Raw genomic sequence first — 25,977 nt, forward strand, 5'->3', positions numbered from 1 at the left:
ATCAAAAGAAAAAATTTTTAAACTACAACCTTATGTAAGAAAAGGTTGTTTTTTTTCGACCTATTTCTGAAAGTCATATATAATAGGAAGGGAATTTAATGACCTTGAGGTGTACAAATGCATACAAACTTGCGCAGCTTTATTGATCAGCTAAAAAAAGAAAAAGAAATCATTGAAATAAACGCGGAAGTCGATCCTTATTTGGAAATTCCTGAAATACATAGAAGGGTAATTGAGGCTCAAGGGCCAGCCCTTTTTTTTACAAATGTTAAAGGGAGCGATATTCCTGTCGTTACAAACCTTTTCGGTACGATCCGGCGAATGGACCTTGCATTTGGGCCAAAGCCTGAAGCGTTAGTAAAAGAACTGGTTGATTCAATGGAAGACCTGCTTCCACCGTCTCCTTCAAAGCTCTGGCATAAACGAGGCATGATTAAAGATGTATTGAAATTAGGAACAAAAACGGTTCCTCATTCTAAAGCCCCTGTTACAGAAACGTTTTCAACCGATGTAAATATGAAAAAACTTCCGGCCCTTACAGGATGGCATTTAGACAGTAACCCTTTTATTACATTGCCTTTAGTGTATACAGAACATCCCGAGCGGAATGAACATAATCTTGGAATGTACCGGATTGAAATTAAAGAAGAGAAGAAAACCGGAATTCACTGGCAAATTCATAAAGGCGGCGGATTTCATTACTATGAGGCGGAAAAACAGAATAAAGCACTTCCTGTTACATTGTTTCTCGGCGGTCCTCCCGCTTTAATTATTACGGCCATCGCCCCTTTGCCAGAAGCTGTGCCTGAATTGATGTTTTCCTCCCTGTTAATGGGTGAAAAATTAAAGGTCACACGTGTAAAAGACTACCCGCATCCGCTTATTGCTGAAGCAGAATTCGCATTTGGAGGAATCGTGCCTCCGCATATTCGCGAACCGGAAGGCCCTTTTGGTGATCATTATGGCTATTACTCGTGGGCTCACGATTTCCCTATTTTTCAGGTTCAAAAAATGTGGAGACGTAAAGACGCCATTTACCCGGCAACGGTTGTAGGCAAGCCGAGACAGGAAGATTACTTTATCGGCGATTATTTGCAACAATTAATGAGCCCACTTTTCCCTGTCGTCATGAATGGCGTGAAACAACTATGGACATATGCGGAAACCGGTTTTCACGCGCTTGCTGGAGCTGTTGTACGGGAATCCTATTATAAAGAGGGACTTGCACATGCCTTCCGGATTATGGGCGAGGGGCAGCTTACGCTAACGAAATTTTTGATGGTAACGAATAAAGATGTTGACCTTTCACGTTTTCATGAATTGCTTGAAGCCGTTCTCGAACGTTTTTTACCGGAGCGGGATTTATTAATTGTTCACGATACATCGATGGATACATTAGATTATACGGGACGTAAATTCAACACTGGAAGTAAAGCGATCATGACAGGGCTTGGCGAGCCGATTCGTGAACTGGAGCGGGAATATCGCGGCGGTTCGATACCACGGATAACAAATATTCGCTCCTATTGCGGAGGATGTCTATGTGTATCCGGTCCATCGTTTGAAGCTGCTCCTGATTTTGGCCACGAGCTTGTTCAATATGGAGAGAATCAATTAAAAGATTGGCCGCTCGTTTTCCTTGTGGATGATGCGAATATCGCTGCCTCGCAAGCGCAATTTTTATGGACAACTTTTACCCGGTTTGATCCGGCTTACGACCTTTACGCGAAAAGTGAAATCGCCCGCAATAAAATTAAATTTTCCGGCCCGATTATCATCGATGCCCGCATGAAGCCGTTTTATCCGGATGTGGTAGAAGTAAGAGAAGATATTGCCGAAAAAGTGTCTGCCCGTTGGAAAGAATACTTTCATTGAGAGAGGATAAAAATCCTCTCTTTTATTATTGCATAGCGGACATAATGGTGTTATAGTTTTAAACAATATACCTTTGTCAGAGAAAGGAGCATTGTTATGAGAAAGGTTCGTCTTACGAATATTTATTTGCATCCGATCGCTAAAAAATATATCAACCGTTCCGGGCTCGTTCATGCGATATCGACCGCCTATCATGCGTTTTCACTTGCGAAGCGATATGGTGTTTGTCCTGATCTTGCAACAAAAGCTGCCTTTTTACATGATATCGGTCATTACACCTGGTATACCGACGGAAAATGGGATTACTCGCTATATAAAGAAAATGACATTCACGCAATTAAAGGAGCAGATCGAGCTCACAAGTTATTAATCAGGCTCGGTGAGGATCCGAAAAAAGCGAAAGAAATCGCTCTTGCCATTTTGCTTCATACCGATTCGTATTTACCGAATGGACAATTAGAATTGCAACCTTTGCAAAAAGTCGTCGCGCTTGCTGATGAAAAAGACGAAGAACCAGGTGGCCTTCACCATTACAGAAAAATGGATGAAACCCGGGCGCTTGAACGGATAATAGCATTGGACGAATTAGTGGATGCTTATTATGAAACTCCCGACTTAAAACACTCTGTTTAATGACAAACAGAAGTGTTTTTTTATATTAAACATTAACGAAATCTTAAAAATTGGCCCTTGTAGTTTTTTTCTCCAGTTCGATTTCTGGCAAAAAAAAGAGCCCTTGCCTTTAAATGGCAAGAACTCTTTCTTATGCGTTTTATTTTTTCCCTTCAATGTAAGCCCACTTGTAAGAGTAGTCTCCACCCGTTGCATGTTTCACAATATCATGTACATACGGTTTTTGAAGGTATGCACTACCGTTTTGGAACATTGGTACAATCGCCTGGTCATCCATTAAGATTTTCTCTGCTTTTAACATCATTTCGTAACGTTTTTTAGGATCTGCTTCTTTCTTCGCGTCATTGACTAATTTATCGTATTCTTTGTTTGAATAGCCCATTTGGTTGTAAGAGCCGCCAGTAACAAACATATCGATAAATGTCATTGGATCTTTATAGTCAGGACCCCAACCGGCGTAAGACATTTCATAATCCATTTTTGTTTCTAACGCAAGTTTTTGTTTAAATGGTTGTGCCTTAATTTTAATTTTTAAACCTGGTAGATTTTTCTCTAATTGGTTTTTGAGATATTCGCCAACCTTTTTAGAATTATCAGTGTCATAGTTCAATAATTCAATCTCAACATCTTTCTTGCCAACGGCTTTTAAGCCTTTTTCCCAGTGCTCTTTTGCTTTGTCCACATTGTATTCCCCTAGATCGCCGTTAATTTTCCGGAAATCTTCTCCATCCGGGCTTTGTGTAAAGTTCTTAGGCACTAAGTAATAAGCAGGTGAAGAACCGTCATTTAAAATAACATCGGTTAAGCCTTTTTTATCCCAAGCCATATCAATTGCTTTACGGATATCTTTATTCTTAAGTACCGGGTTTTTCTCATTTAGACGTAAGAAGTATACACTGTTTCCTTTAAGTGTATGGAAATCCTCTTTTCCTTTATATTGATCAACGAAATCAGCTGTAAGACCAGTTCGGTCAATTTGACCTGTTTCATAAAGGTTTACAGCCGTCGCCACGTCTTTAACGACCTTCACATTGATTTCATCAAGCTTTACATTATCTTTATCCCAATAATTTGGGTTTTTCTTATATTGCCATCCTTCGTTATGCTTCCAGCTTGAAAGAACGAATGGACCGTTATAAACGAGCGAATCTGCTTCTAAAGCATATTTATCACCTTTAGACTTTACAAACTTCTCGTTTTGAGGTAAGTATGGCCCAAAGTTTGTTAAACCCAGGAAATACGGAGTTGGAGCTTCCAGCGTTACTTTCAGTGTATGTTCATCAATCGCTTCTACGCCTAATTTGTCAACTTTTCCGTAAAGCGGATTACCTTTTGTCATAATCGCATTTGCATTTTTGACAGGTGCCATAATGTATGCATATTCGGCAGCCGTTTTCGGATCAACTACTTTTCTCCAGGCATAAACGAAATCATTGGCGGTAACAGGGTCACCGTTAGACCATTTTGCATTTTCATTTAAATGGAAAGTATATACTTTACCATCTTTGCTCATTTCATGAGACTTTGCTACACCAGGAACCGGGGTATCGTCTTTTCCAAATCGATAAAGCCCCTCAAATACGTTGTCAAAAACAATAAATGATACTTGGTCTGTAGCCTTTGTAGAATCCATAGACGGAATTTCTTGACTATCAACCAGGTTAAGTACTTGCGGCTCGTTTACTTTTTTGCTGCCGCCGCCTTTGTCCCCATTACTGCTTGCATTGTCTCCGCCGCCTTTAGAGCTACAAGCGGAAAGAAATACGCCCAGCACAAGAACGAGAGTCAAAAGTAGTGACCATTTTGACTTTTTCATGAATTGACCTCCCCTTTTTTTCTTTGTTCACAGTAGACTAAATCTAAAAAATTATCTGAAATTAAGTCTACATTTCTATTATACAAATATCCTACTAAATGTCCATCTAATTTTTAGAATTTTTGGTTTTTACACGATATTTTTTAAAAAATCATTACCTTTTATCTATTTATTTTGTTATTTTAGAAAACTCAAACTATAAGGAGATTTTACGTATTATTACTTTTTTCACTTTATTAATATAGTAAATTTAGCTCTTGTAGTTGATATGCAAAAAGTCCTATAAATGCAAAAACGATCTCCTCGTTTATCGGAGATCGTTTCGACAATTATTTGCCTTCTTTATTAAATTCCTGGTCATAAAGGTGGCAGGCTACCCAGTGACCTTCTCGTGCTTCCTGCCATTTCGGATTAACTCTTGCACATACATCCATCGCATGCGGGCAACGTGTTCGGAAACGGCAGCCGCTCGGCGGATTGATCGGACTTGGCAAATCACCTTCAAGAATGATTCGTTCCCGGCTTCTTTCTACTTCCGGATCTGGAACCGGAATGGCCGATAATAGCGCCTGTGTGTACGGATGCAATGGCTCTTCATACAGCTCATCACTTCCGGCTAATTCCACAAGATTCCCTAGATACATTACCCCTACGCGGTCAGAAATATGCTTGACCATCGATAGATCATGGGCGATAAACAAATACGTTAATCCGCGCTCTTTTTGCAGTTTCATTAATAGGTTAACAACCTGTGCCTGAATAGATACATCCAGCGCTGAAATCGGTTCATCCGCAATGATAAAATCCGGATCAACAGCGAGTGCACGGGCAATACCGATCCGTTGGCGCTGTCCGCCAGAAAATTCATGCGGATACCGATTCGCATGGTCTTTATTTAAGCCAACCGTTTCTAGCAATTCGTATACGCGCTCATTGCGTTCTTTTGAATTTTTAGCAAGACGGTGAATATCGATTCCCTCGGCAATAATATCTTTAACCGTCATGCGAGGATTTAATGAAGCGTAGGGATCCTGGAAGATCATTTGCATTTTACGGTTGAATTCTTTTAGCTCACGTGCCGATTTCTTCCCATGAACATTTTTTCCTTCATAAAGAACTTCTCCGTCTGTCGCTTCATAAAGACGAATAATCGTCCGCCCGGTCGTTGACTTTCCACATCCTGATTCTCCAACAAGTCCTAGCGTTTCACCTTTATAAATATCAAATGAAACATCATCAACCGCTTTTAAAACGGCTTTTCTATCGACTTTAAAATGTTTCTTTAAATTTTTCACTTCTAATAGTTTTTCTCTTTCCATTGTAGCCATTAACGCGCACCTCCTACTAGCGCTGCCTCCGGTGGTTCCACTTTAGGCGCACGCTCATCTAACAACCAGCAAGCTGCCTGATGAGTTGATGATACCTTTGTTGATTCCGGCATATGATTTAAGCAAACTTGCATCGCATGCGGGCATCTTGCCGCAAACGGACATCCTTTTGGCGGATTTAACAAATCTGGAGGTGTTCCCGGAATCGCCAATAATTCTTTTGATTCTGCATTCAATTTTGGCATGGAGGAAAGAAGTCCCCATGTATATGGATGTTTCGGATTATAGAAGATTTCATCGACTGTCCCTGTTTCGACGATTGTTCCACCGTACATCACGGCAACCCGCTGGGCAAGGTTCGCAACAACGCCTAAATCATGAGTAATTAAAATAATCGCCGTTCCCGTTTTCTTTTGCAAATCTCTCATTAAATCTAAAATTTGTGCTTGAATCGTCACGTCCAGCGCCGTTGTTGGTTCATCAGCAATTAATACTTTCGGATTGCATGCAAGCGCGATCGCGATGACAACACGCTGCCGCATACCGCCGGAAAATTGATGCGGATATTCTTTTATGCGAATTTCCGGATTCGGAATGCCAACAAGCTTTAATAGGTTAATTGCTCTTTCCTGCGCTTCGCTTTTGGACATGTTTTGGTGCTTGCGAAGCCCCTCCATAATTTGTTTGCCGATTGTCATCGTCGGATTTAAGGACGTCATCGGATCCTGGAAAATCATCGAGATTTCTTTCCCGCGGATTTTCTCCATCCCCTTTTCCGGCAATCTGGCAAGGTCTTTCCCTTCAAACAAAATTTGGCCTTCTTTTATTTCACTCGTTTTATTCGGCAATAATCGCATTACCGCTTTTGACGTAACAGATTTTCCGGAGCCTGATTCACCAACGATGGCGAGAGACTCCCCTTTTTCAAGGTGAAAACTTACTCCGCGGACCGCTTTGACTTCCCCTCCATACGTATGAAAGGAGACGTGTACGTTTTTTAATTCTAATAGCTTTTCCATCTAAACTCCCCCTATTTACGCATTTTTGGATCAAGCGCGTCACGCAGACCGTCACCAATCAAGTTAAAGCTAACCATTAAAATACACATAACAACAGACGGATATATCGCTAAATGAGGGTAAATTCTTAATTGTTTAAATCCATCACTGATCAATGCCCCGAGTGATGCTGTTGGCGGCTGAATCCCAAGCCCGATGAAGCTTAAAAACGCCTCAAAGAAAATTGCGCCGGGGATTGAAAACGTCATTGAAATAATAACAATACCAAGTGTATTCGGTACAAGATGTTTCATAATTAATCGGCCGTTTGACGCTCCAAGTGTACGCGATGCTAATATAAATTCCTGCCCTTTTAATTTTAGAATTTGTCCGCGAACAAGCCTCGACATCCCGATCCAACCTGTAATGACGATGGCCAGCGTTATCGAAAGTATTCCGGGTTCAAAAATTAAAATAAAGAGAATGATGATGACTAAGTTTGGAATGCCGTATAGTATCTCGACAAAACGCTGCATAATATTATCAACCTTGCCGCCGAAAAATCCTGATATGCCCCCATACGTCACACCGATGATTAAGTCACCTGCTGCGGCAAGAAAAGCGATTAAAAGTGAAATTTGTGTTCCCTTCCAAATTCGTGTCCATTGATCACGTCCGAGTGAGTCCGTGCCGAACCAATAATATTGGTCTTTCGGGATGTTTTTTAATTTATATTGATCATTTCCGCGAATATCAACGCCATCCATTCCTAAAAAGTGAACTTTTTCAAGCCCTGGAATTTTAGGAGGCAAGTTCGTTCTCCGAACGTCTTGCTGGTCAAATCCGTGAGAGCTGATTGCCGGACCGACAAATGCCATGATGACGATTAAAATAATCGCAACAAGACCTGTTATCGCGGCTTTATTTTTCTTCAACCGGCGCCAAACATCTTGCCAATACGTTAAGCTCGGTTTTGTAATTTCTTCATGTTTTCCGGGATCCATTGCCGCAGGCTGGAACATATCATCTGTTAACTTTTTTTCGGTCATGCTCATTTCGATTTCCCTCCTGCCACACGAATACGCGGATCAACAACTCCGTAAAGAATGTCTACAATCAACATCGAAAAAATAAGAAGCGCGCTATAAAACAATGTCGTTCCCATAATCATCGGATAGTCATTCACGTTAATTGATTTAACGAATTGTTCACCGATTCCAGGAATTGCGAAAATATTTTCAATAACGAGAGACCCGGTAATGACATTGACGACCATTGGTCCTAAAATTGTGATAATTGGAATTAATGAGTTTCGAATCGCATGGACAAAAATCGTTCTCCCTTTACTAATTCCTTTTGCTCTTGCCGTAATCATATAATCTTGTCCCAAAGTATCAAGCATTTCATTTCGCATAAAGCGAGCAATTTGTGCAATAATGCCTACGGATAGCGCCAGTGCCGGCAATACATGGTATTTCGGCCCTTCCCAGAATGCTACAGGTAGCCACTCAAGCTTAACCCCTATATAATATTGAAGCAATCCGGCAAATACGAAACTTGGAATTGCGGCGCCGAAAACGGCAAATACCATTGCACCATAGTCAATGGCTGAATTATGTTTCAATGCGGCTGCAACTCCAAGAATTAAGCCTACTATAACTCCAAAAATAATAGCTTCGACCCCTAACGTTGCCGAAGGACCGATTCCATCTTTAATCATCGAAGTAACTGTACGGCCGTCAAACTGGAAAGTTAACCCTAAATCACCCTGAACTAGTTTCCCCATATAATGCACAAATTGAACTGGTACAGGGTCATTTAACCCGTATTTTTCATTTAATGCATGCACTTGCTGTGGAGTTAATTTGTCCTGGTTTCTAAATGGAGATCCAGGCAGCAGTTTCATTAAAAAAAACGTAAATGCGGCGATAATGAACAATGTAATTAACATATAAATAACTCGTTTCACTAAATATCGCGACATTACAAACACCTCCCCCAATTTATAAACTTTCTATAGTTTCAATTTTACGTGACTGAAATTTATATATCAATAGAAAATAATTGGTTTTCGGCATTTTCAGACAACTGATCCACGCCTGTCCCAATACTCGCATTTCCGCGTTTTGAAGGAGAGCACAGAAAACTACTTTCGCGCTCTCCTCATTTGATTGCTTTATTATTTTTTACCCTGGATATAAGCCCACTTGTAAGAGTAATCTCCACCTACAGCATGGTGGTAAATATCATGTACGTACGGCTTTTGGATATATGCGATGCCTTTTTGGTACATAGGAGAAATGGCCTGCTCTTCCATGAAAATTTTCTCCGCATCAAGAAGCATTTGATAACGTTTTTTCACATCCGCTTCTTTCAAGGCATCTTTGATCAGCTTGTCATATTTTTTATTTGAATAGTTCATTTCATTATGAGAGTTGCCAGTTGTGAACATGTCAAGGAAGGTCATTGGATCTTTATAGTCAGGTCCCCATCCTGCAAATGACATGTCATAGTCCATTTTTTGCTCTAATACAAGTTTTTGTTTAAATGGTTGTGCTTTAATTTTAATTTTCAAGCCTGGAAGGTTTTTCTCAAGCTGGTTCTTGAGGTACTCTCCGACTTTCTTGCTGTTGTCATTGTCATAGTTTAATAGCTCGATTTCTACATTTTTCTTTCCTGTCGCTTTTAAGCCTTTTTCCCAGAGCGCTTTAGCTTTTGCAGCGTCGAACTTGCCGAAATCGCCGTTAATCTTTCGGAAATCTTCTCCGTCAGGGTTCTTCGTGAAATCTTTAGGAACTAAATAATATGCTGGTGTAGATCCATCATTTAAAATGACGTCCGCCAGACCTTTTTTATCCCAGCCCATATCAATTGCCTTGCGGATATCGGCATTTTTTAATACAGGATTTTTTTCATTCAATCTTAAGAAAAAGACGCTCGGGTCAGCAATTTTATGGAAATCAGGATTGTCTTTATATTGATCGATAAAATCCGCTTGTAGCGCTGTGCGATCAATTTGATTTGTTTCATAAAGGTTCGTTGCAGTAGCCTGATCTTTAACGACCTTCACATTGATTTCTTGAAGTTTAACTGCATCTTTATCCCAATATTGATCATTTTTCTTATATTGCCATCCTTCGTTATGTTTCCAGCTGGAAAGAACGAATGGTCCGTTATAAATCATTTTGTCTGCTTCCAGGCCATATTTATCGCCCTGAGACTTCACATATTTTTCGTTTTGCGGCATGTATGTTCCAAAAGCGGTTAATCCTAAGAAATAAGGTGTTGGAGTTTCAAGCGTAACTTTCAACGTATGATCATCAACCGCTTCAACGCCAAGCTTGTCCACTTTTCCGTAAAGCGCGTCACCTTTTGTTTGAATGGCTGTCGCATTTTTTACAGGTGCCATAATGTACGCATATTCAGAAGCTGTCTTTGGATCTACTGCTTTACGCCATGCGTAAACGAAATCTTTTGCAGTAACCGGATCGCCGTTCGACCATTTTGCTTTTTCGTTCAAATGAAACGTGTAAACGGTTCCATCTTTGCTTACTTCATGAGATTTCGCTACACCTGGTACCGGTTCGTCTTTCGGACCAAAACGATAAAGCCCTTCGAATACGTTGTTCATGACGCGGAATGAAACAGCGTCGGATGCCTTCGCTGAATCCATTACTGGAATTTCTTCCGTATCTACTAAATTTAAAACTTGTTTGTCATCTAGTTTACCTTTGTCTCCGCCTCCGCTAGATTGGCTCGAGCCAGAGTCCTTGCCGCCGCAAGCAGTAAGGAAAACGCTCAGTGCGAGAACGAGAGTCAAAAGCAGTGACCATTTTGACTTGCTCATGTTGTTACCTCCTGTCAACACAATGTTGTTTTTGTATCGGGCAAAGGGCCTAGTTGTCAGACATTTTACCCACATCAGTATTATACAAGTTTTCTCACTATTGTGCATTGATTTTTTTTATATAACATTACAAAACCTTGATATTTTTACGTTTATATAACTAAAAATAGTTCTTAAGTCCTATATAAATTGACGATCATTAGCGATTTACTCCATAAAAGCGGTAAATTAAGACTATAACTAGCAAAAATCTCACTGTCTCTGTTTTATAGGTCTTTCGGTATAATCAACTAAAGAAAATGAAAGAAAAAAACTATTCCATGATAAACTAATTATGATTAATTCCGTTGGAGGGCATTATGAAACGCTACCGAACTACCTTTTATTTAGTGATCATCACCATTCTTTTATCAGTTATATTTAATTTTATCTTTTTCCATTCTCTTTCTTTACTTGCACTCGTTAATACCCTCTTTTATTTATCGCTTGCTCTATTTCTGCTTGGTTTGTTGTTATACGTATTAAAAGGCGGATTTTTCGATGCGATTGTTTTAAGTTTCAGGCGATTTATTAAAAAATCGGGTAAAACTAGAATGGAGGATTTTGATGAGCACCATTCAGATTCAAATTTTCTTTTATCTGAAAGAATATCCAATCGGTTGACCCGGCCGGTTTTGGGCGCAGGTTTCTTTTTGGTCTTTGTTACAACTGTTATTGCATTCTTGCTATAAATTTTGTATACTACAGTCAATAAAAAATATATTAATATGCGATGAAAAAGAAGAGTACATGTTTGTGAAGCTTTTATTAGCGGGTTTAGCTATTTCCCCGCTTTCAGAGAGCCTTAGGTCGGTGGAATAAGGTAGTGGATCAACATGGAATGGGCTTTGGAGCATCCAGACCGAAACCAATAAGTAATTGCATTGAAGAAATTCAAGTAGGCTCTGGCGTGTACTGTCCGCACGATAGAACGGACACCGTATAGGTTTATTTGTACGGATGAAAGAGATTCCATGATGGAATAATGAGGGTGGCACCACGGTCCATTCGTCCCTTTTGCGGGGGCGGGTGGGCCTTTTTGTATGCTTTGCATTATTAAAACAAAAGAAAAAAAGGAGTTTTGCATATGGCAACTATTTTTTCTGGCATTCAGCCAAGCGGAACAATTACATTAGGAAATTATTTAGGAGCGCTGCAACACTTTGTGGCGTATCAAGATGAGCACGATTGTTATTTTTGCGTAGTCAATCAACATGCGATCACGGTACCGCAAGATCCTGTTCAATTAAAAAAGAATACACGCAATCTTGCCGCTTTATACTTAGCAGTGGGAATCGATCCTGAAAAATCCACTTTATTTATTCAATCAGAAGTTCCTGCCCATACGAAAATGGGCTGGATTTTACAATGCCTGTCCTATATTGGCGAACTTGAGCGAATGACGCAATTTAAGGATAAATCGAAAGGAAAGGAAGCGGTCTCAGCCGGCTTATTAACCTACCCTCCTCTTATGGCGGCTGACATTTTATTGTACAATACCGATTTTGTGCCAGTCGGGGAAGATCAGAAACAGCATATTGAGTTAACGAGAGACATTGCCGAACGGTTTAATAAAAAATATCGTGAAATTTTTACGATTCCTGAGCCGCACATCCAAAAATTCGGCGCCCGGATCATGTCATTAGTCGACCCGACTAAAAAAATGAGCAAGTCCGATCCAAATGCAAATGCGTTTATTTCCATTCTTGATGATGAAGCGGCGATCATGAAAAAAATCAAACGCGCGACAACCGATTCCGATGGCATCGTGAAATATGATAAAGAAAATAAGCCCGGCATTTCTAACTTGCTGACCATTTATTCATTATGCGCTTCGGTTGACATCGAGACGCTGGAGAAAAAATATGAAGGAAAAGGCTATGGCGAGTTTAAAGAAGATGTGGCACATGCGATTATTGAACGGTTAAAACCGATCCAGGATCGCTACCATGCGTTCGTACAATCTGAAGAATTGGATGAAATACTTGACCAGGGGGCGGCAAAGGCAAATAAAGTAGCGAATAAAATGCTTAATAAAGTAGAGCGAGCGCTTGGATTGGCCAGAAAACGGATTTAACATGGAAAAGCAACGGCAGTTCATCACTTGCCGTTGCTTTTTCTAATTAACATGTGTTCCATTTTCAAGTTCCCATATTTTTTCAAAGTATGGCTGCCCTTTTATCAGCCTTTCACAGAGGGCGTAATGCCCATCGGACCAGCCGTTTTTTAATTCGTTATATAATGCCTGCCATGCTTCTTCAAAGTCCATCGTTTGAATCCGCATATACTCCTCCGGCATCCATTCGGTACACCAATAACGGACTTCTGCCACATTTTTCGTTGTATGGAGCTGGTCTAACACCATGAATAGCAGCTGTTTTAGCTGTCTTTCTTTCCTTGTCAAACCTCTCATTAGTTCTGCTTCTGGAGACAGAATATGATGTTCTTTCGTTTCTTCTTTTGGATAAAAAGGATATGATTTCATTTCGAGCTGCTCGGCCATTTCAAACACGAGCTGTTCTTGTCTTGGAATTAAACGGCTTTTGCGAATTGGAATACGATATCCCATCGTATCGACGACAAGCGATTTTTTTTCGTCTGTAATGATAAAACAATATTCTAGTTGAACTCGTTGATTGTTTTTTCTTACATACGCTTTTTGATAGACTTCTTCTAAAAGCGCATCGGGGAGATCGCTTAAATCATTTTCAATGTAATGAAAAAGTGCAGAATCAATCTTCGTAATTGGAACCTGGTCGAGCAATTCGATAAAGTCGTCTTTTCTCCACTCATGGAACTCACAAACGTTATAGCCGTTTTCTTCTCCTTCAAACCAGTTCACCCAAACATCGCGTAAATACAACATTTGCAACCCCTCACTTAACCGTTTGTTTAAAAACAGTATGGTCAGAGGTCGTCCAATTTATTCTAATTGATGATGAATAATCCTATAGTTCCTTTTTCTCCATCTACTTGAAAAAGGGTGGAATCGCTGTAAAACCCGATTTTCTAATGAAAATCGGGTTTTACATTTATTCTGTATATTTTTTAAAGACAAGTGAAGCGTTGTGCCCGCCAAAGCCTAATGAGTTGCTTAATACAGCGTTGACATTTGCTTTGCGCGCTTCATTTGGAACATAATCGAGATCGCATTCTGGATCCGGCGTTTCGTAATTTATCGTCGGTGGAAGAATGCCTTCTTCGATTGCTTTTACAGAGAAGATTGCTTCAATTCCACCGGCTGCCCCTAAAAGATGGCCGGTCATCGATTTTGTTGAGCTTACCGCTAGCTTATAGGCATGGTCGCCAAATACGGCTTTAATAGCTGCTGTTTCATATTTATCATTATAGTCTGTACTAGTGCCATGAGCATTAATATAGTCGATATCTTCAAACTTTAATCCGGCATCTAAAACCGCTTGTTTCATCGCCCGTGCGCCGCCCTCTCCTTCTGGAGCCGGCGCGGTAATGTGATACGCATCTCCTGTTGCCCCGTATCCAACGATTTCAGCATAAATTTTCGCACCGCGTTTTTTCGCAAATTCTAATTCTTCAAGAACAAGAATGCCTGCTCCTTCGCCAATGACAAATCCATCACGATTCGCATCAAAAGGGCGGCTTGCCGTTTGCGGATCCGGATTTAAAGAAAGGGCTGTTGCCTGGCAGAATCCGGCAAGCGCCATATCGGTAATCGGCGCTTCTGAACCGCCTGTAATCATGACATCCGCATCACCACGCTCGATCACTTTAAACGCATCGCCAATCGAGTTGGCCCCGGACGCACATGCTGTCACCGTACAAGAGTTGATCCCTTTGGCGCCTAACATAATCGATACTTGTCCGCTTGCCATGTCAGGAATCATCATCGGAACGAAAAACGGTGTCACCCGTCGGTATCCCTTTTCTTCAAAAATGCGGAATTGTTGCTCATATGTATCCATTCCGCCAATTCCTGAACCGATCCAAACTCCGACACGCGGTGCAATATCTTCTGTAATTTCAAGGTTTGCATCTTTTACAGCCATTTGCGTTGATGCTACTGCAAATTGAGTAAAGCGATCCATTTTTCGCGCTTCTTTTCGATCGATAAATTGATGCGGGTCAAACTCATTTGCTTCAGATGCTACTTTTACTGGAAACTTTGAAGCATCACGGCGTGTGAGTTCCCCAATACCAGATTGGCCGGCAATGATTCGTTTCCAAATTTCTTCAACGCTGTTTCCAAGTGAAGTAACAGCTCCCAATCCTGTGACAACTACACGTCTTTTCATAATAGAAACAACTCTCCTTTATCTTATACATTCCATCATTTATTTACCCCATTTAAGCAGGACGGCACCCCATGTCAATCCTCCGCCGAATCCAACGAGGACAACGACATCATCGTCTTTTATCTTACCATCTTTTAACGCATCTACCAAAGCCATTGGTATAGAAGCTGATGATGTATTTCCGTACTTATTAACGGTAACGGCCATTTTGTCTTCCGGTAATTCCAACCGTTGTCTTGATGCTTCCATAATTCGAATATTGGCTTGATGAGGAATAAGATAATCGACATCCTCTTTCGTCAAACCGGCTCTTTCCACTACTTTTAAGGAAGATTCCCCCATTTGACGGACTGCAAATTTAAACACTTCACGGCCGTTCATTTTAATGTATTTATCCTGGTAAAGGTGTTTTGCTCCTGAGCCGGCCGCACCGATATCAAAGGACAATATCCCTCTTCCTTCAGAAACGGTTGAAATGACTGCCGCTCCTGCACCATCACCGAACAGAACGGCGGTATTTCGGTCTTCCCAATCTGTTATTTTTGATAGTTTCTCTACACCGACGACAAGGACATTTTTGTATGTGCCCGATTCAATAAATTGTTTCGCCGTTACCATTCCATACATAAAGCCAGCACAGGCTGCACTGATGTCCATAGCGGCCGCGTTCATTGCACCGAGTCTGTCCTGGATCAGGCAGGCTACGGAAGGAAATGGATGATCCGGTGTTACTGTTGCAACAAGAATTAAATCGATATCTTTTGCTGTAAGACCAGCATCTTCAATTGCCTCTTTTGCCGCATATTCGGCCATATGAGACGAATCGATTTCATCCGGTGCAATTCTTCGTTCTTCAATACCAGTACGTGTACGAATCCACTCATCACTCGTATCAACCATTTGTTCTAAATCAAAGTTTGTTAACACTTTTTCAGGGACATAACTGCCTAAGCCAATTATTCCTGCATTCATTTTAACTACCCCTTTTGTCAACTCTTTTTTTCAAGCGTATAGCACTTTAGTATCAAACTTTATGACCTGGTACTAATTTTATGTTAAAATTTTATTTTTGTAAAGAAACATGAGGAACGACACACGTTATAAATTGTCCGGCATATTGTATGGTGAGAGAACAATTTGTGCAGGAGTATAAACTTTCGCGGGAGTGAGATGTATGCACTTTGATCCAAACGGATATCACCATCCTCCACATATGCGCGGTGGACACCCTCCTGGAATGAGACAAGAAATGATGGCTCCTCCAGTACCACGGCCTATTCCGATGAGGTTTAGAGGAGAAGGGTTTAATCCTTACGTTCGGCAAAGCTTTCTTGATAACTTTCGAACAAGGGAGGGAACAATAGATTATAATAAAATGATCGCGGTCATTGATCAAACCATGAAGGTTGCCCAACGAGTTTCCCCACTATTATCTATTTTCAAGAAAAAAGAGTAGAGAGCCGCACCTTAAAGGTTGGCTCTCATTTAATTAGCGCGCATTTTTCTTTCCTAATTCATAAGCCTCATTCAATATTTTTACCGCAAGACCCATCATTGGTTGAATATCCGCCATCGTGACATTAACCCCTTTTTGTCTGAGCCATGATTTTCCTTCAGGCAAATATTTCATGACGATTTGCATAAGCCTTAAATTCACTTCTGGATTCATCTTTTTTACCTCCATATTGATTTCACCAATAATGTAATGCGCTTATAAGTCACTAAAATATATAATGCATACTTCCTCTTATTTGTGTGGACAAATCGGCAGCATTTTTTGACGAAGGTGCTAGCGTTTTTGCCTGTTAAATATTGTCCGTTCGCTATGGCGCATTTGTTTTTTAATCCCCTCTTCTACCGTCGTTCTTGGTTGAAAGCCAAGATCGTTTTTTGCCAATTTCCCAGAAATCATCATGTTTCTTTTTTCTTTAGGCAAATGCTCTACTTTTACTGATAATGCTTCCAATCCTCTCTTCCACTCGTCTCGCTTCCCGCTCGAGATATTGTATATTGCATTTTCAACCGGCTGCTTGGCAGCTAAATAAATGGATTCAACCGCATCCTCAACATATAAAACGTCCTCGGTTACCGAATCTTTTTCAAATTTGCACGAGTCTCCTTTAATCCTTGAATTAATAATGTTTTGAAACGTCATATCTCCTGGCTGCCACGGTCCATATACGGTAGGCAAGCGAAGAATGACAAACGGTATATTTTTTTCAGCCGAACGAACATGAACGTAATTTTCTTCCGTTAACTTAATTAGTCCGTATAACGTTTCAGGATTAGTCGCTGAAGTTTCCGTCACTTCGCCATGACGTTTTCCATAAACTTCATAAGAGGATACAAAGATGAGTTTCGTTTTTTTCGATGGGATCGCGTCATAAATTCGCTTTAACCTCTCAATATGTTGTTTGACATAATGTTCAATGTTGTGCCATCTGCAGTTTGGACGAACGGTACAGGCTAAGTGAAATATAACGTCTACACCTTTTAAATGCTTTTTCATATTTGTTTTTTCAATAGGCTCATTAATAAACTCGAAACACGCATTTCTTCCAATATAATCTAACTTTTCGGTGTTTTCTGTCCCGTCAATGCCGATCACTTCGATTTCATCCTCTAGAAACCTTGCACATAAATGCGAGCCGATAAATCCGCCTGCACCTGTAACGATTACTTTTCTCATACGAAGCCCCCGTTTCTTTTCCTCTCTTTATATCGTATTGTTTAAATTTCGAAACTTAACTTGTCTTCTGAACAAAATTGCTTCGCAAGCAACTTTTGTTCAGGAGCGAGTGACTTGCAAATATTTTTTTCTCATCTTATGAAGCAAAAAATCCCTACGAATCGTCATAGGGGGTGTTTATACTTCCTTTTCATATAGTTTATAGAAGTCTGTTATGTTGCCAAGTGACAGCCTTTTTTCAGGTAAATGAATAGATAGTTCAATTGGAGCATGAAGATGGTAGCGGATTTCTTCATATTTGCGGCTATGCACTTTAAAAGGAAATTGTACGCCGCTCGCTGCATGCCATATTTTCACTGGAACAGCCGATTGGTATGCGGAAAGATCAGCAAGCGTTTCAACGAACGGTTCAACATTTTTATTAGCGATTCCATAGGCCGCACCAATCTCTTTGACCGTTTGTTTATAAAATAGCCGATTCAGTTTCATCTGGTAAAAATGTCCTTTTAAATCAAGACAAGGGTTGATCAATAGGCAAGAGCGAATATTCCCCTGCATCTCTTCCATTAATTTCAAGGCAACAAGGGCTCCCATCCCTTCAGCAAGCAAATGGATTTTTGGATTTAAAATTTCGGATTTAATCACATGATGATACAGTCTTTTTGCCAGAGTTATAGCTTTCGGGCTGCCCCAGTTTCGCCCATATAAGTTTGAATAAAAACATGTATATCCTCTATTTCTTAAATGTTGGATCAACCATAATCGTTCGTTTTGTTTCCAAAGGCTTGTTTTTTCATCTACAAAATGGTTAAGGTCACCAAGGATCATCACGCCGAATCCGCTTGGCTTTTTTGGAAGATGGATGACGTTCCACTGGCCATCTACATTAAAAAATCGTTCTTCAATACTCACGTTTCTCCCCCATTTGGTCATTTTAAAGTGTCATAAAATACGTTTAAAACAACCTTTTTAAGCTATTTCTTCTCTAATGTATGCAGGGGAGTATCATTCGACAAAGAAAAATGTCTAAATTGATTCATATAAATTTAACATTATTGTGAAATTCAGTTTTACATGATTTGCACCCTTTTCTAATGAAGCAAGTTTTGTTAAGATGAGAGTAGATCAATCCGTTTACATAAAGTTGAGGTGAAAGTTATGCGTTTTATTTGGACTTTAATATGGTCGTTTTTGTTAAGCAATATGGCTTTTTATGTGTTAGGTTCAATGCAAGGTGGTAAATTCGATTTTACAACGGCGTCCATTTTTGGAGTGGTTTTCGCGCTTTTTATAACGGTAGTTGGTGAAATGCTTCCAAAAGAAGCCGAAGAGCATTAAATAGCAGCCCTAAGCACCTGGTGTAGGGCTTTTTTTCATACTGTTTTTTGGGGGGGAGAAAAGCGATGAAAGAGAACATCATACAGTTTCTTGATGAACAAACACCTTATTTTCGCCAAATCGGTGAGTATATTTGGAATCATCCTGAACTCGGCTTTAGCGAATTTAAATCATCACAAAAATTAATCGATGCGTTAACCGAACACGGATTTTCGATTAAACAGCCGGTCGATGGGATGGAAACGGCCTTTATCGCGACTTTTGACAGCGGTCTTCCAGGCAGAACCGTAGCTTTTCTTGCCGAATATGACGCGCTTCCTGAGCTTAATCATGCTTGCGGGCATAATCTAATTGGCACGATGAGTGTAGCAGCCGCTATTAGTCTGAGTAAAGCAGTACATTCGACCGGTGGAAAAGTTATCGTTTTTGGAACACCAGCGGAAGAAACAGGCGGAGCAAAAGTACCTCTGTCGGAAAAAGGCTATTTCAATGACGTTGATGTCGCATTAATGGCCCATCCGTTTCATCGGTATGAAGAAAGTGGTTCGAGTTTGGCGATGGAAGCGCTGCAATTCGACTTTTTCGGGAAATCAGCCCATGCAGCCGCAAGCCCTTATGAAGGAATCAACGCGCTTGATGCTGTTATTGCTCTTTTCAATCATATTAGCGCGCTAAGACAGCAGCTTACTTCCGATGTTCGCATTCATGGCATTATCACTGAAGGCGGCTCTGCCCCCAATGTGATTCCGGACAAGACGCAGGCAAAGTTTTATGTACGGGCAAATACAGCCGAACAGCTTCCGGATTTAATTGATAAAGTGAAAAACTGTGCAAATGCAGCGGCACTGGCGACAGGCTGTACAGTCGAAATGTCTTATTATGAGCTCGGCTATGCTAATTTATCAACCAATGAGCCCCTTTCTCATGCGTTTATGAAAAATCTTGTTGCGCTTGGTGTCTCTGAACAAGAAATTCATGCAAAATCGGATCATGGTTCATCAGATATTGGAAACGTCAGCAACAAAGTTCCCGCCATCCACCCATACATTAAAATCACAGACGAAGCATTTAATCTTCATACACCGGAGTTTTGCGAAGCAGCCAATTCCGACCGTGGCTATGAAGGCATGATCATTGGCGCGAAAGCTCTTGCGCTTACAGGCTATGATGTGCTTACAGACGCTGAACTGCATCAGCAAATTAAAGATTTTTTCAATCGAAAGTAACCCCTATCCGGGGTTACTTTTTTACGGCTTCCTTTTATAGGTCCATACTCGGTCATGATTGGTCGTTTCCGGGAACAATTCCCCCGCTTTTAATTTAATTTGTCTCGGGTTGTTCACCATGCTTCCAGTTTCTCCGATTTCGACATAAATTCCATTATTCGGAGCTTTTTGTCCATGTGTAAATTGATGTCGTTGTCCCATTCTTCCACCCCTTTCATAATGTTACTATCTCCAAAAAAGAAGAAAAACCCGAGCGGAAATTTTTCCACTCGGGTTTCTCAATAATAAGGTACAGCTGATACTCCGCCTATTCCCGCAAGTGGCAAGATCACCCTTTGAATCGAATAGCTGCTGACGGGCGCGGAGTAACCATAATACGGATAAGTTCGTTCATTATTATTTCGATCCTCTGTTGTTTCTTCTTGATTCGCTTCGACATAGGGAATCGCTAAATAAACATTTTGTTGATCGACAAATTCGATAAATCCATCGTACGAGTTCCCATCCATCAAAAGAACATTTACATGATTTTGCAAAAACTTCCTGCATTGTCTTTGCATCTTTTTTAAATGGGAAGGATGAAAATTATATTGCTGCTGTTGCATTTGTTGTTGATAAGCTGAATAATAATGATTTGGATACAACGGGCGACACCTCCTTACCCTTCCATGTTATTCTCCCTGGCTCAATTTGGTTATTTGTCCAGATGGATTCGGAGGAAATCGCCATCACTTTTTTATAGAATAGAGGCAAGCAATGCTTTTTGCGCATGAAGACGGTTTTCGGCTTCGGCAAAAACAACCGAATGCTTGCCGTCAATAATCTCAGCTGTTACTTCTTCACCGCGATGGGCCGGCAGACAGTGCATGAAAATATAATCATCTTTCGCATGTTTCATTAACTCACTGTTCACTTGATACGATTTAAACCATTCTTTTCTTTTTTCCGCTTCATCTTCAAAGCCCATGCTCGCCCAAACATCTGTATAGACAATATCACAGTTTTCTACACCTTCAACCGGGTCATGAGTCGTTTGAATTTGTGCTCCTGAATCTTTGGCGATCGACTGGGCCAGCTTTACGATTTCTGGCTTTGGCTCAAAGCCAGGCGGTGTTATAATTGTACAATCCATGCCTACTTTTGCAGCGCCGATCATGAGCGAATGGGCCATGTTGTTTCCATCACCGATATATGCTAATTTTTTGTCATGAAGAGACCCTTTATGTTCAGAAATCGTTAATAAATCGGCAAGCACCTGACACGGATGGTAATCGTCTGTAAGCCCATTAATGACCGGGATATCCGCATGCTCCGCTAATTCTTCGGCAATTGTATGCTCAAATGTGCGAATCATAATGGCGTCTAAATAACCGGATAATACTTTAGCTGTATCGGCAATCGTTTCCCCGCGCCCCATTTGAATGTCTTTTGAACTTAAGTAAATGGCGTGGCCGCCGAGTTGCAACATCCCGACTTCAAAAGAGACGCGTGTTCTTGTCGATGATTTTTCAAAAATCATTCCGAGTATTTTTCCAGATAAAAGATTGGATGTTTTATTTTCTTTTTTCTTTAAAAGTTTCGCATAATCGATAATTCCGTTAATTTCATCAAGCGTCCAGTCAGCGAGTGTTAGTAAATCCTTTCCTTTTAATGAGGTGCTCCCAAATGCTTTTGCTATATTCATGATTTAAACACTTCCTTTTCGGTTAGTAATTGCTCCATATCACTGATCCCCGGTTTGCTGCCAGCTAGCTGCAGACTTTCTAAATACGCTTCACACGTTTGCCAATGGGTCCATACATGAAGCCGGTTTAACATTGCGGTTTGCAATTGATCGGCTTTCTTGTTTGTCGCCGGGCTGAAATAAATTTGTTTTTCTTCACATTTGATCCACTTTTCAAACGGGCATTCATCTGCAAAAATAACGTTAAATCCTGTCGACATCCATTTTTGCAATAGATGTTGCTTTTCTTTCTCCACTTGCTCCCGTTCAAGATCGACATAAAGGCTTCCTTTTATTTTCCAAAGATCAGGAAGACCGCCAGCTGCCCCTTTTAATGCCTTAAATAACGCTTCGTTCTTATTTGCGCTTATTCCGATCACTTCACCAGTTGATTTCATGATCGGGGATACGGTCGGATCTAATCCCGGAAGTTTAATGTTGGAAAATACCGGTGCTTTTACCGTGAAAAAATCATTATCGAAAAAGTCTTTCACGAAGCCCTGTTCAGCAAGTGTTCTACCTAAAAGTACGTTCGTTGCCACGCCAATTAAGTTTATTCCGGTGATCTTGCTAAAAATAGGAACTGTTCTTGACGCTCTCGGGTTAATTTCCAAAACATAAACGGTATCATCTTTAATGACAAACTGGATATTAAACATTCCTTTAAAGTTCATTGATTGCGCGATGCGTTTTGTAAACGATAGAATCGTTTCTTTATCTTTTTTCGTCAGACTTACAGGCGGCGTAATCGCGATACTGTCTCCGGAATGCACTCCCGCCGTTTCAATATGTTCAAATATGCCCGGGACAAAAATATTCCTTCCGTCTGTTACAACATCGACTTCAGCTTCTTTTCCGCATACGAACTGATCGACCAAAATTGGATAGAAGGCAGTTGCAGATTGGATGTACTGCTTCAATTCAAGCTCATTGTGCAAAATAACCATTCCGCTTCCGCCAATTACGTAAGAAGGGCGAAGCAATATCGGAAAGCCGAGGATGTTCGCAAAATGAATCAATTCCGTTTCGTTCTCCGCAGTTTCACCCGGAACGTGCGGAATTCCGAGTTGCTTTAGGAAGTCATAAAAACGTTCGCGATTTTCCAATTCATCAATTAAATCTGCATGTGAGCCAAGTATCGTGATTCCCGCATTTTCTAAACGTTGTGCCAGATTGATTGCCGTCTGTCCGCCAAACTGGAGGATCACCTGGTCTATTTGTTCAAACTCTAATACATTCATGACATCTTCAAATGTTAATGGTTCAAAATAAAGCGTATCCGCCACTTCAAAATCCGTGCTGACCGTTTCCGGATTATTATTAATTAAAATTGTCTCAATACCGGCTATTTGTGCAGCGAGGCAAGAGTGGACTCCGCAATAATCAAATTCAATTCCTTGCCCGATTCGGATAGGACCAGAACCGATAATGGCGATTTTTCTACGGGTAGAAGCGACTCTGTCACTCGCTCCGTGCCAACTGGAATAGTAATACGCCGTTTGAGTTGTAAATTCTGCGCTACATGTGTCGACCATTTTATACGAAGGGACGATGCCCCATTCTTTTCGTTTCGCGCGAATATCATCTTCCGTTTTGTTCCAAACCGCAGCTAAAAGTTGATCTGAAAACCCTTTTTGCTTTACGAATTTCAAAAAAGATGGCGATACATCTTCAAAGCGATACGAAACAATTTGATTGTAACTATCAATTAATTGTTGGAAGTTTTCCAGAAAATAAAGTTGAATGCCTGTCGCTTTATGAACCGCCTCAACCGTCACTTTGCGTTTCAAAAGCTCCATGATCGCGAAAAAGCGGCGATCATCTGCAACGTTTACGATTTTCCAGAGAGCTTCATCGCTCCAGGCTTCCATTTCTTTGAGGCAAAACCCGCTCGTGTTCAATTCTAATGAGCGGACCGCCTTCTGAACTGCTTCTTGCAAATTCCTGCCTATGGCCATCACTTCTCCGGTTGCTTTCATTTGTGTACCGAGTGTTCGATTGGCAAGCGGAAATTTATCAAACGGCCATCTTGGCATTTTTACCGTGATATAATCAAGAGCCGGTTCAAAACTTGCATAGGTGTAGCCCGTAACGGGGTTTTTCAATTCATGCAAGTAATAGCCGATGCTTAATTTCGCTGCGATTTTTGCAATCGGATAACCCGTTGCTTTCGAAGCTAAAGCAGATGAGCGGCTAACCCGTGGATTTACTTCGATTAAGTAATAGTTCGAACTGTGCGGATCAAGGGCAAACTGAATGTTACATCCGCCGACAATCCCTAAAGCACGGATAATTTTCAGCGCTGATGATCGGAGCATATGGTATTCTTTATCCGTTATCGTCTGGCTTGGCGCGACAACGATTGAATCCCCGGTATGAACGCCGACCGGATCAATGTTTTCCATGTTGCACACGGTAATGCATGTGTCATTCGCATCACGCATTACTTCATACTCGATTTCTTTATACCCGGCAATGCTCTTTTCAATTAAACATTGACCGATTGGACTTGAAGCAAGACCATTTGTCACGATTTCGACCAACGATTTTTCATCTTGTGCAATTCCTCCGCCAAAGCCTCCGAGCGTGTAAGCCGGGCGGATGATAATCGGGTAACCCGCTTCATTTGCAAACGCAACGGCTTCTTCCGTTGAATTGACAATTTCGCTTTTTGGAACAGGCTCTCCTAATTCGTACATCAATTGGCGGAAACATTCCCGGTCTTCCGCCTTGACAATTGATTCGATTTCCGTCCCGAGCAATTTCACGTGATGATCTTCAAGAACCCCTTTTTGATAAAGGTCGAGGGCAAGATTTAAGCCCGTTTGTCCGCCGACCGTTGCGAGCAAACCATCCGGCCGTTCTTTTTTTATAATTTCGGTTACCGTTTCAACCGTCAGCGGCTCAAAATAAACTTTATCGGCATATGTTTTATCCGTCATAATCGTTGCCGGATTGTTGTTGACAAGGATTACTTCAAGCCCTTCTTCTTTTAGCGCGCTACACGCCTGCGTCCCAGAATAATCGAACTCCGCCGCCTGCCCGATAACGATCGGCCCCGAACCGATGACTAGCACTTTTTGTATCGTTTGCAGTTTAGGCATATGATTTTGCCTCCTTTCGCTCTCCCATTCGCTCAATGAACTCGGTAAAAATAAATTCATAATCTCTTGGTCCCGGATGGGCTTCCGGGTGGAATTGTGTTGTAATGATGCTGTATTTTGTGTGAACCATGCCTTCTACCGTTGAATCGTTCACGTTTTTATATAAAACTTGAAAGCCAGTCCCCGCCAGGGTTTCTTCTTCTACAACATAGCCGTGATTTTGCGAAGACAGGCTGACTTTGTTTGTTTTCAAATTCATTACTGGATGATTGGCACCGCGATGCCCGAATTTCATTTTTTTCGTATTTCCGCCAAACGCTAACGCCATTAACTGATGACCAAGACAAATGCCCATCGTCGGGAAGTTTTCCGCTAATTTTTTATAAAGGGGCATATACGGCTTTAATTCTTTCGGATTTCCTGGTCCATTGGAAAAAAGAATACCGTCCGGTTTTAATCCGTAGATTACTTCTTCTTTTGCATCAAACGGAACGACCGTCACTCTGCAGCCTTTTTCTAGCAGCGCCTGTACTATCGATTTTTTATAGCCGAAATCCATTAAAACGACATGATGGTTGCCTTCGCCGTATGTTTGGATGTCTTTTGTCGCGACTTCTTTTACAAGCTTTGCTTGAATCCCGATGTCTTCTTGAAAATTCTTTAATGCTTCTAAATCGTTCGTTATCATCCCTTTCATATCACCCTCATCGCGGATCACTTTAATAAGAGTCCGTGTATCGACGTTCGACATAAATGGGATATGATGGTTTTTTAGTTTTTCAGCAAATGTCGTATTTGCCTGATAATGGTGCCCTTTTTCATAAACTTCTCCGGTAATGACTCCGGAAACGGTAGGTGCGGACGATTCAAAATCATCCATATTCATTCCGTAATTTCCGATTAACGGATAGGCAAATACAACGATTTGCCCGTGGTACGATGGATCAGATATCACTTCTTGATAGCCCGTCATACCCGTATAAAAAACGACTTCTCCACTCACTGGATTGTCTCCATGCCACGTTCCTTCAAATGTCATTCCATTTGAGAGCACGATATAACCCTCCATGGTTTCTCGACTCCTTTTTCT

24 protein-coding genes and 1 other annotated feature are annotated in these 25,977 nt (G+C 40.9%); of the genes, 7 read left to right on the top strand and 17 right to left on the bottom strand.

The window, feature by feature from the left end:
* Positions 1 to 117 precede the first annotated feature (117 nt).
* Positions 118 to 1,875, top strand: coding sequence for a UbiD family decarboxylase (locus tag H538_RS0101780; RefSeq protein WP_026676101.1), 1,758 nt, complete (start codon positions 118 to 120; stop codon positions 1,873 to 1,875).
* 96 nt (positions 1,876 to 1,971) lie between these two features.
* On the top strand, positions 1,972 to 2,508 hold the full coding sequence (locus H538_RS0101785) for an HD domain-containing protein (RefSeq protein WP_026676102.1): 537 nt from the start codon (positions 1,972 to 1,974) through the stop codon (positions 2,506 to 2,508).
* 139 nt (positions 2,509 to 2,647) lie between these two features.
* Here the strand turns inward: H538_RS0101785 and H538_RS0101795 are convergent, their stop codons facing one another.
* The 6 genes from H538_RS0101795 to H538_RS0101820 form a co-directional block, all read right to left on the bottom strand.
* Entirely contained in the window at positions 2,648 to 4,324 is a 1,677-nt protein-coding gene (locus H538_RS0101795; protein ID WP_026676103.1) for a peptide ABC transporter substrate-binding protein, read from the bottom strand.
* Between the two features lie 329 nt (positions 4,325 to 4,653).
* Positions 4,654 to 5,652: an ABC transporter ATP-binding protein gene (locus tag H538_RS0101800; protein ID WP_026676104.1), complete on the bottom strand. Its 999-nt coding sequence runs from the start codon at positions 5,650 to 5,652 to the stop codon at positions 4,654 to 4,656.
* Positions 5,652 to 6,671, bottom strand: coding sequence for an ABC transporter ATP-binding protein (locus H538_RS0101805; RefSeq protein ID WP_026676105.1), 1,020 nt, complete (start codon positions 6,669 to 6,671; stop codon positions 5,652 to 5,654). The genes H538_RS0101800 and H538_RS0101805 overlap by 1 nt, the downstream gene beginning before the upstream one ends.
* A gap of 11 nt (positions 6,672 to 6,682) precedes the next feature.
* Entirely contained in the window at positions 6,683 to 7,705 is a 1,023-nt protein-coding gene (opp3C, locus tag H538_RS0101810; RefSeq protein ID WP_026676106.1) for an oligopeptide ABC transporter permease, read from the bottom strand.
* Positions 7,702 to 8,634, bottom strand: a complete 933-nt coding sequence (gene opp3b / locus H538_RS0101815) for an oligopeptide ABC transporter permease (protein WP_026676107.1) — start codon at positions 8,632 to 8,634, stop codon at positions 7,702 to 7,704. Before opp3b ends, opp3C begins: the two co-directional genes overlap by 4 nt.
* Before the next feature lie 195 nt (positions 8,635 to 8,829).
* Positions 8,830 to 10,497 carry a peptide ABC transporter substrate-binding protein gene (locus tag H538_RS0101820; protein ID WP_026676108.1) on the bottom strand — a complete coding sequence of 556 codons (1,668 nt, stop codon included), beginning with the start codon at positions 10,495 to 10,497 and terminating at the stop codon, positions 8,830 to 8,832.
* A gap of 359 nt (positions 10,498 to 10,856) precedes the next feature.
* Here H538_RS0101820 and H538_RS22870 point away from each other — a divergent pair, with 359 nt between their 5' ends.
* Both H538_RS22870 and trpS read left to right on the top strand, forming a co-directional pair.
* Positions 10,857 to 11,228: a DUF3899 domain-containing protein gene (locus H538_RS22870; RefSeq protein ID WP_035349751.1), complete on the top strand. Its 372-nt coding sequence runs from the start codon at positions 10,857 to 10,859 to the stop codon at positions 11,226 to 11,228.
* Positions 11,229 to 11,260: 32 nt separating this feature from the next.
* Positions 11,261 to 11,555, top strand: a binding site (T-box leader).
* 68 nt (positions 11,556 to 11,623) lie between these two features.
* Positions 11,624 to 12,613: a tryptophan--tRNA ligase gene (gene trpS / locus H538_RS0101830; RefSeq protein ID WP_026676109.1), complete on the top strand. Its 990-nt coding sequence runs from the start codon at positions 11,624 to 11,626 to the stop codon at positions 12,611 to 12,613.
* Positions 12,614 to 12,655: 42 nt separating this feature from the next.
* On the opposite strand, the gene H538_RS0101835 is transcribed toward trpS, so the two are convergent.
* From H538_RS0101835 to H538_RS0101845, 3 genes are all read right to left on the bottom strand, one after another.
* The gene (locus H538_RS0101835) at positions 12,656 to 13,402 is read right to left on the bottom strand and encodes a YjbA family protein (protein WP_026676110.1); all 747 of its coding nucleotides are present in this window, start codon (positions 13,400 to 13,402) and stop codon (positions 12,656 to 12,658) included.
* 166 nt (positions 13,403 to 13,568) lie between these two features.
* Positions 13,569 to 14,810: a beta-ketoacyl-ACP synthase II gene (gene fabF, locus H538_RS0101840; protein WP_026676111.1), complete on the bottom strand. Its 1,242-nt coding sequence runs from the start codon at positions 14,808 to 14,810 to the stop codon at positions 13,569 to 13,571.
* A gap of 36 nt (positions 14,811 to 14,846) precedes the next feature.
* On the bottom strand, positions 14,847 to 15,779 hold the full coding sequence (locus H538_RS0101845; protein WP_026676112.1) for a beta-ketoacyl-ACP synthase III: 933 nt from the start codon (positions 15,777 to 15,779) through the stop codon (positions 14,847 to 14,849).
* Between the two features lie 202 nt (positions 15,780 to 15,981).
* Between H538_RS0101845 and H538_RS0101850 the strand changes: the two genes are divergently transcribed.
* Positions 15,982 to 16,263, top strand: coding sequence for a YppG family protein (locus H538_RS0101850; protein WP_026676113.1), 282 nt, complete (start codon positions 15,982 to 15,984; stop codon positions 16,261 to 16,263).
* A 33-nt stretch (positions 16,264 to 16,296) separates the two neighbouring features.
* On the opposite strand, the gene H538_RS0101855 is transcribed toward H538_RS0101850, so the two are convergent.
* The 3 genes from H538_RS0101855 to H538_RS0101865 all read right to left on the bottom strand — a co-directional run bounded on the left by H538_RS0101855 (position 16,297) and on the right by H538_RS0101865 (position 18,408).
* A complete protein-coding gene (locus H538_RS0101855) occupies positions 16,297 to 16,476 on the bottom strand; it encodes a ComZ family protein (RefSeq protein ID WP_026676114.1) in 180 nt (59 codons plus the stop codon).
* 120 nt (positions 16,477 to 16,596) lie between these two features.
* On the bottom strand, positions 16,597 to 17,496 hold the full coding sequence (locus H538_RS0101860) for an NAD-dependent epimerase/dehydratase family protein (RefSeq protein WP_026676115.1): 900 nt from the start codon (positions 17,494 to 17,496) through the stop codon (positions 16,597 to 16,599).
* 177 nt (positions 17,497 to 17,673) lie between these two features.
* Positions 17,674 to 18,408 (bottom strand): alpha/beta fold hydrolase, encoded by a 735-nt coding sequence (locus tag H538_RS0101865; RefSeq protein WP_026676116.1) that lies wholly within the window; start codon positions 18,406 to 18,408, stop codon positions 17,674 to 17,676.
* 246 nt (positions 18,409 to 18,654) lie between these two features.
* Here H538_RS0101865 and H538_RS0101870 point away from each other — a divergent pair, with 246 nt between their 5' ends.
* Positions 18,655 to 18,834, top strand: coding sequence for a YjzD family protein (locus H538_RS0101870; protein ID WP_026676117.1), 180 nt, complete (start codon positions 18,655 to 18,657; stop codon positions 18,832 to 18,834).
* A 65-nt stretch (positions 18,835 to 18,899) separates the two neighbouring features.
* Entirely contained in the window at positions 18,900 to 20,060 is a 1,161-nt protein-coding gene (locus tag H538_RS0101875) for a M20 family metallopeptidase (RefSeq protein WP_026676118.1), read from the top strand.
* 21 nt (positions 20,061 to 20,081) lie between these two features.
* Here the strand turns inward: H538_RS0101875 and H538_RS0101880 are convergent, their stop codons facing one another.
* From H538_RS0101880 to H538_RS0101900, 5 genes are all read right to left on the bottom strand, one after another.
* Positions 20,082 to 20,261, bottom strand: coding sequence for a YjzC family protein (locus H538_RS0101880; protein ID WP_026676119.1), 180 nt, complete (start codon positions 20,259 to 20,261; stop codon positions 20,082 to 20,084).
* 77 nt (positions 20,262 to 20,338) lie between these two features.
* Positions 20,339 to 20,704 (bottom strand): hypothetical protein, encoded by a 366-nt coding sequence (locus tag H538_RS0101885; RefSeq protein ID WP_026676120.1) that lies wholly within the window; start codon positions 20,702 to 20,704, stop codon positions 20,339 to 20,341.
* 92 nt (positions 20,705 to 20,796) lie between these two features.
* Complete coding sequence (argF, locus tag H538_RS0101890; protein WP_026676121.1) at positions 20,797 to 21,744, bottom strand: ornithine carbamoyltransferase; 948 nt, start codon at positions 21,742 to 21,744, stop codon at positions 20,797 to 20,799.
* Positions 21,741 to 24,887 carry a carbamoyl-phosphate synthase (glutamine-hydrolyzing) large subunit gene (gene carB / locus H538_RS0101895; protein ID WP_026676122.1) on the bottom strand — a complete coding sequence of 1,049 codons (3,147 nt, stop codon included), beginning with the start codon at positions 24,885 to 24,887 and terminating at the stop codon, positions 21,741 to 21,743. The genes argF and carB overlap by 4 nt, the downstream gene beginning before the upstream one ends.
* Positions 24,880 to 25,956, bottom strand: coding sequence for a carbamoyl phosphate synthase small subunit (locus H538_RS0101900; protein ID WP_026676123.1), 1,077 nt, complete (start codon positions 25,954 to 25,956; stop codon positions 24,880 to 24,882). The genes carB and H538_RS0101900 overlap by 8 nt, the downstream gene beginning before the upstream one ends.
* Positions 25,957 to 25,977 lie beyond the last annotated feature (21 nt).

This window comes from Fictibacillus gelatini DSM 15865, from assembly GCF_000430745.1.
GTDB lineage: Bacteria > Bacillota > Bacilli > Bacillales > Fictibacillaceae > Fictibacillus_A > Fictibacillus_A gelatini.

Coding starts and splice junctions, on each gene's coding strand:
- H538_RS22870 (WP_035349751.1), top strand. CDS start 10,857: ATGAAACGCTACCGAACTACCTTTTATTTAGTGATCATCACCATTCTT.
- opp3C (WP_026676106.1), bottom strand. CDS start 7,705: ATGAGCATGACCGAAAAAAAGTTAACAGATGATATGTTCCAGCCTGCG.
- H538_RS0101820 (WP_026676108.1), bottom strand. CDS start 10,497: ATGAGCAAGTCAAAATGGTCACTGCTTTTGACTCTCGTTCTCGCACTG.
- trpS (WP_026676109.1), top strand. CDS start 11,624: ATGGCAACTATTTTTTCTGGCATTCAGCCAAGCGGAACAATTACATTA.
- argF (WP_026676121.1), bottom strand. CDS start 21,744: ATGAATATAGCAAAAGCATTTGGGAGCACCTCATTAAAAGGAAAGGAT.
- H538_RS0101850 (WP_026676113.1), top strand. CDS start 15,982: ATGCACTTTGATCCAAACGGATATCACCATCCTCCACATATGCGCGGT.
- H538_RS0101900 (WP_026676123.1), bottom strand. CDS start 25,956: ATGGAGGGTTATATCGTGCTCTCAAATGGAATGACATTTGAAGGAACG.
- H538_RS0101800 (WP_026676104.1), bottom strand. CDS start 5,652: ATGGCTACAATGGAAAGAGAAAAACTATTAGAAGTGAAAAATTTAAAG.
- H538_RS0101795 (WP_026676103.1), bottom strand. CDS start 4,324: ATGAAAAAGTCAAAATGGTCACTACTTTTGACTCTCGTTCTTGTGCTG.
- H538_RS0101855 (WP_026676114.1), bottom strand. CDS start 16,476: ATGAATCCAGAAGTGAATTTAAGGCTTATGCAAATCGTCATGAAATAT.
- H538_RS0101870 (WP_026676117.1), top strand. CDS start 18,655: ATGCGTTTTATTTGGACTTTAATATGGTCGTTTTTGTTAAGCAATATG.
- H538_RS0101805 (WP_026676105.1), bottom strand. CDS start 6,671: ATGGAAAAGCTATTAGAATTAAAAAACGTACACGTCTCCTTTCATACG.
- carB (WP_026676122.1), bottom strand. CDS start 24,887: ATGCCTAAACTGCAAACGATACAAAAAGTGCTAGTCATCGGTTCGGGG.
- H538_RS0101875 (WP_026676118.1), top strand. CDS start 18,900: ATGAAAGAGAACATCATACAGTTTCTTGATGAACAAACACCTTATTTT.
- H538_RS0101845 (WP_026676112.1), bottom strand. CDS start 15,779: ATGAATGCAGGAATAATTGGCTTAGGCAGTTATGTCCCTGAAAAAGTG.
- H538_RS0101785 (WP_026676102.1), top strand. CDS start 1,972: ATGAGAAAGGTTCGTCTTACGAATATTTATTTGCATCCGATCGCTAAA.
- H538_RS0101780 (WP_026676101.1), top strand. CDS start 118: ATGCATACAAACTTGCGCAGCTTTATTGATCAGCTAAAAAAAGAAAAA.
- H538_RS0101860 (WP_026676115.1), bottom strand. CDS start 17,496: ATGAGAAAAGTAATCGTTACAGGTGCAGGCGGATTTATCGGCTCGCAT.
- H538_RS0101835 (WP_026676110.1), bottom strand. CDS start 13,402: ATGTTGTATTTACGCGATGTTTGGGTGAACTGGTTTGAAGGAGAAGAA.
- opp3b (WP_026676107.1), bottom strand. CDS start 8,634: ATGTCGCGATATTTAGTGAAACGAGTTATTTATATGTTAATTACATTG.
- H538_RS0101880 (WP_026676119.1), bottom strand. CDS start 20,261: ATGGGACAACGACATCAATTTACACATGGACAAAAAGCTCCGAATAAT.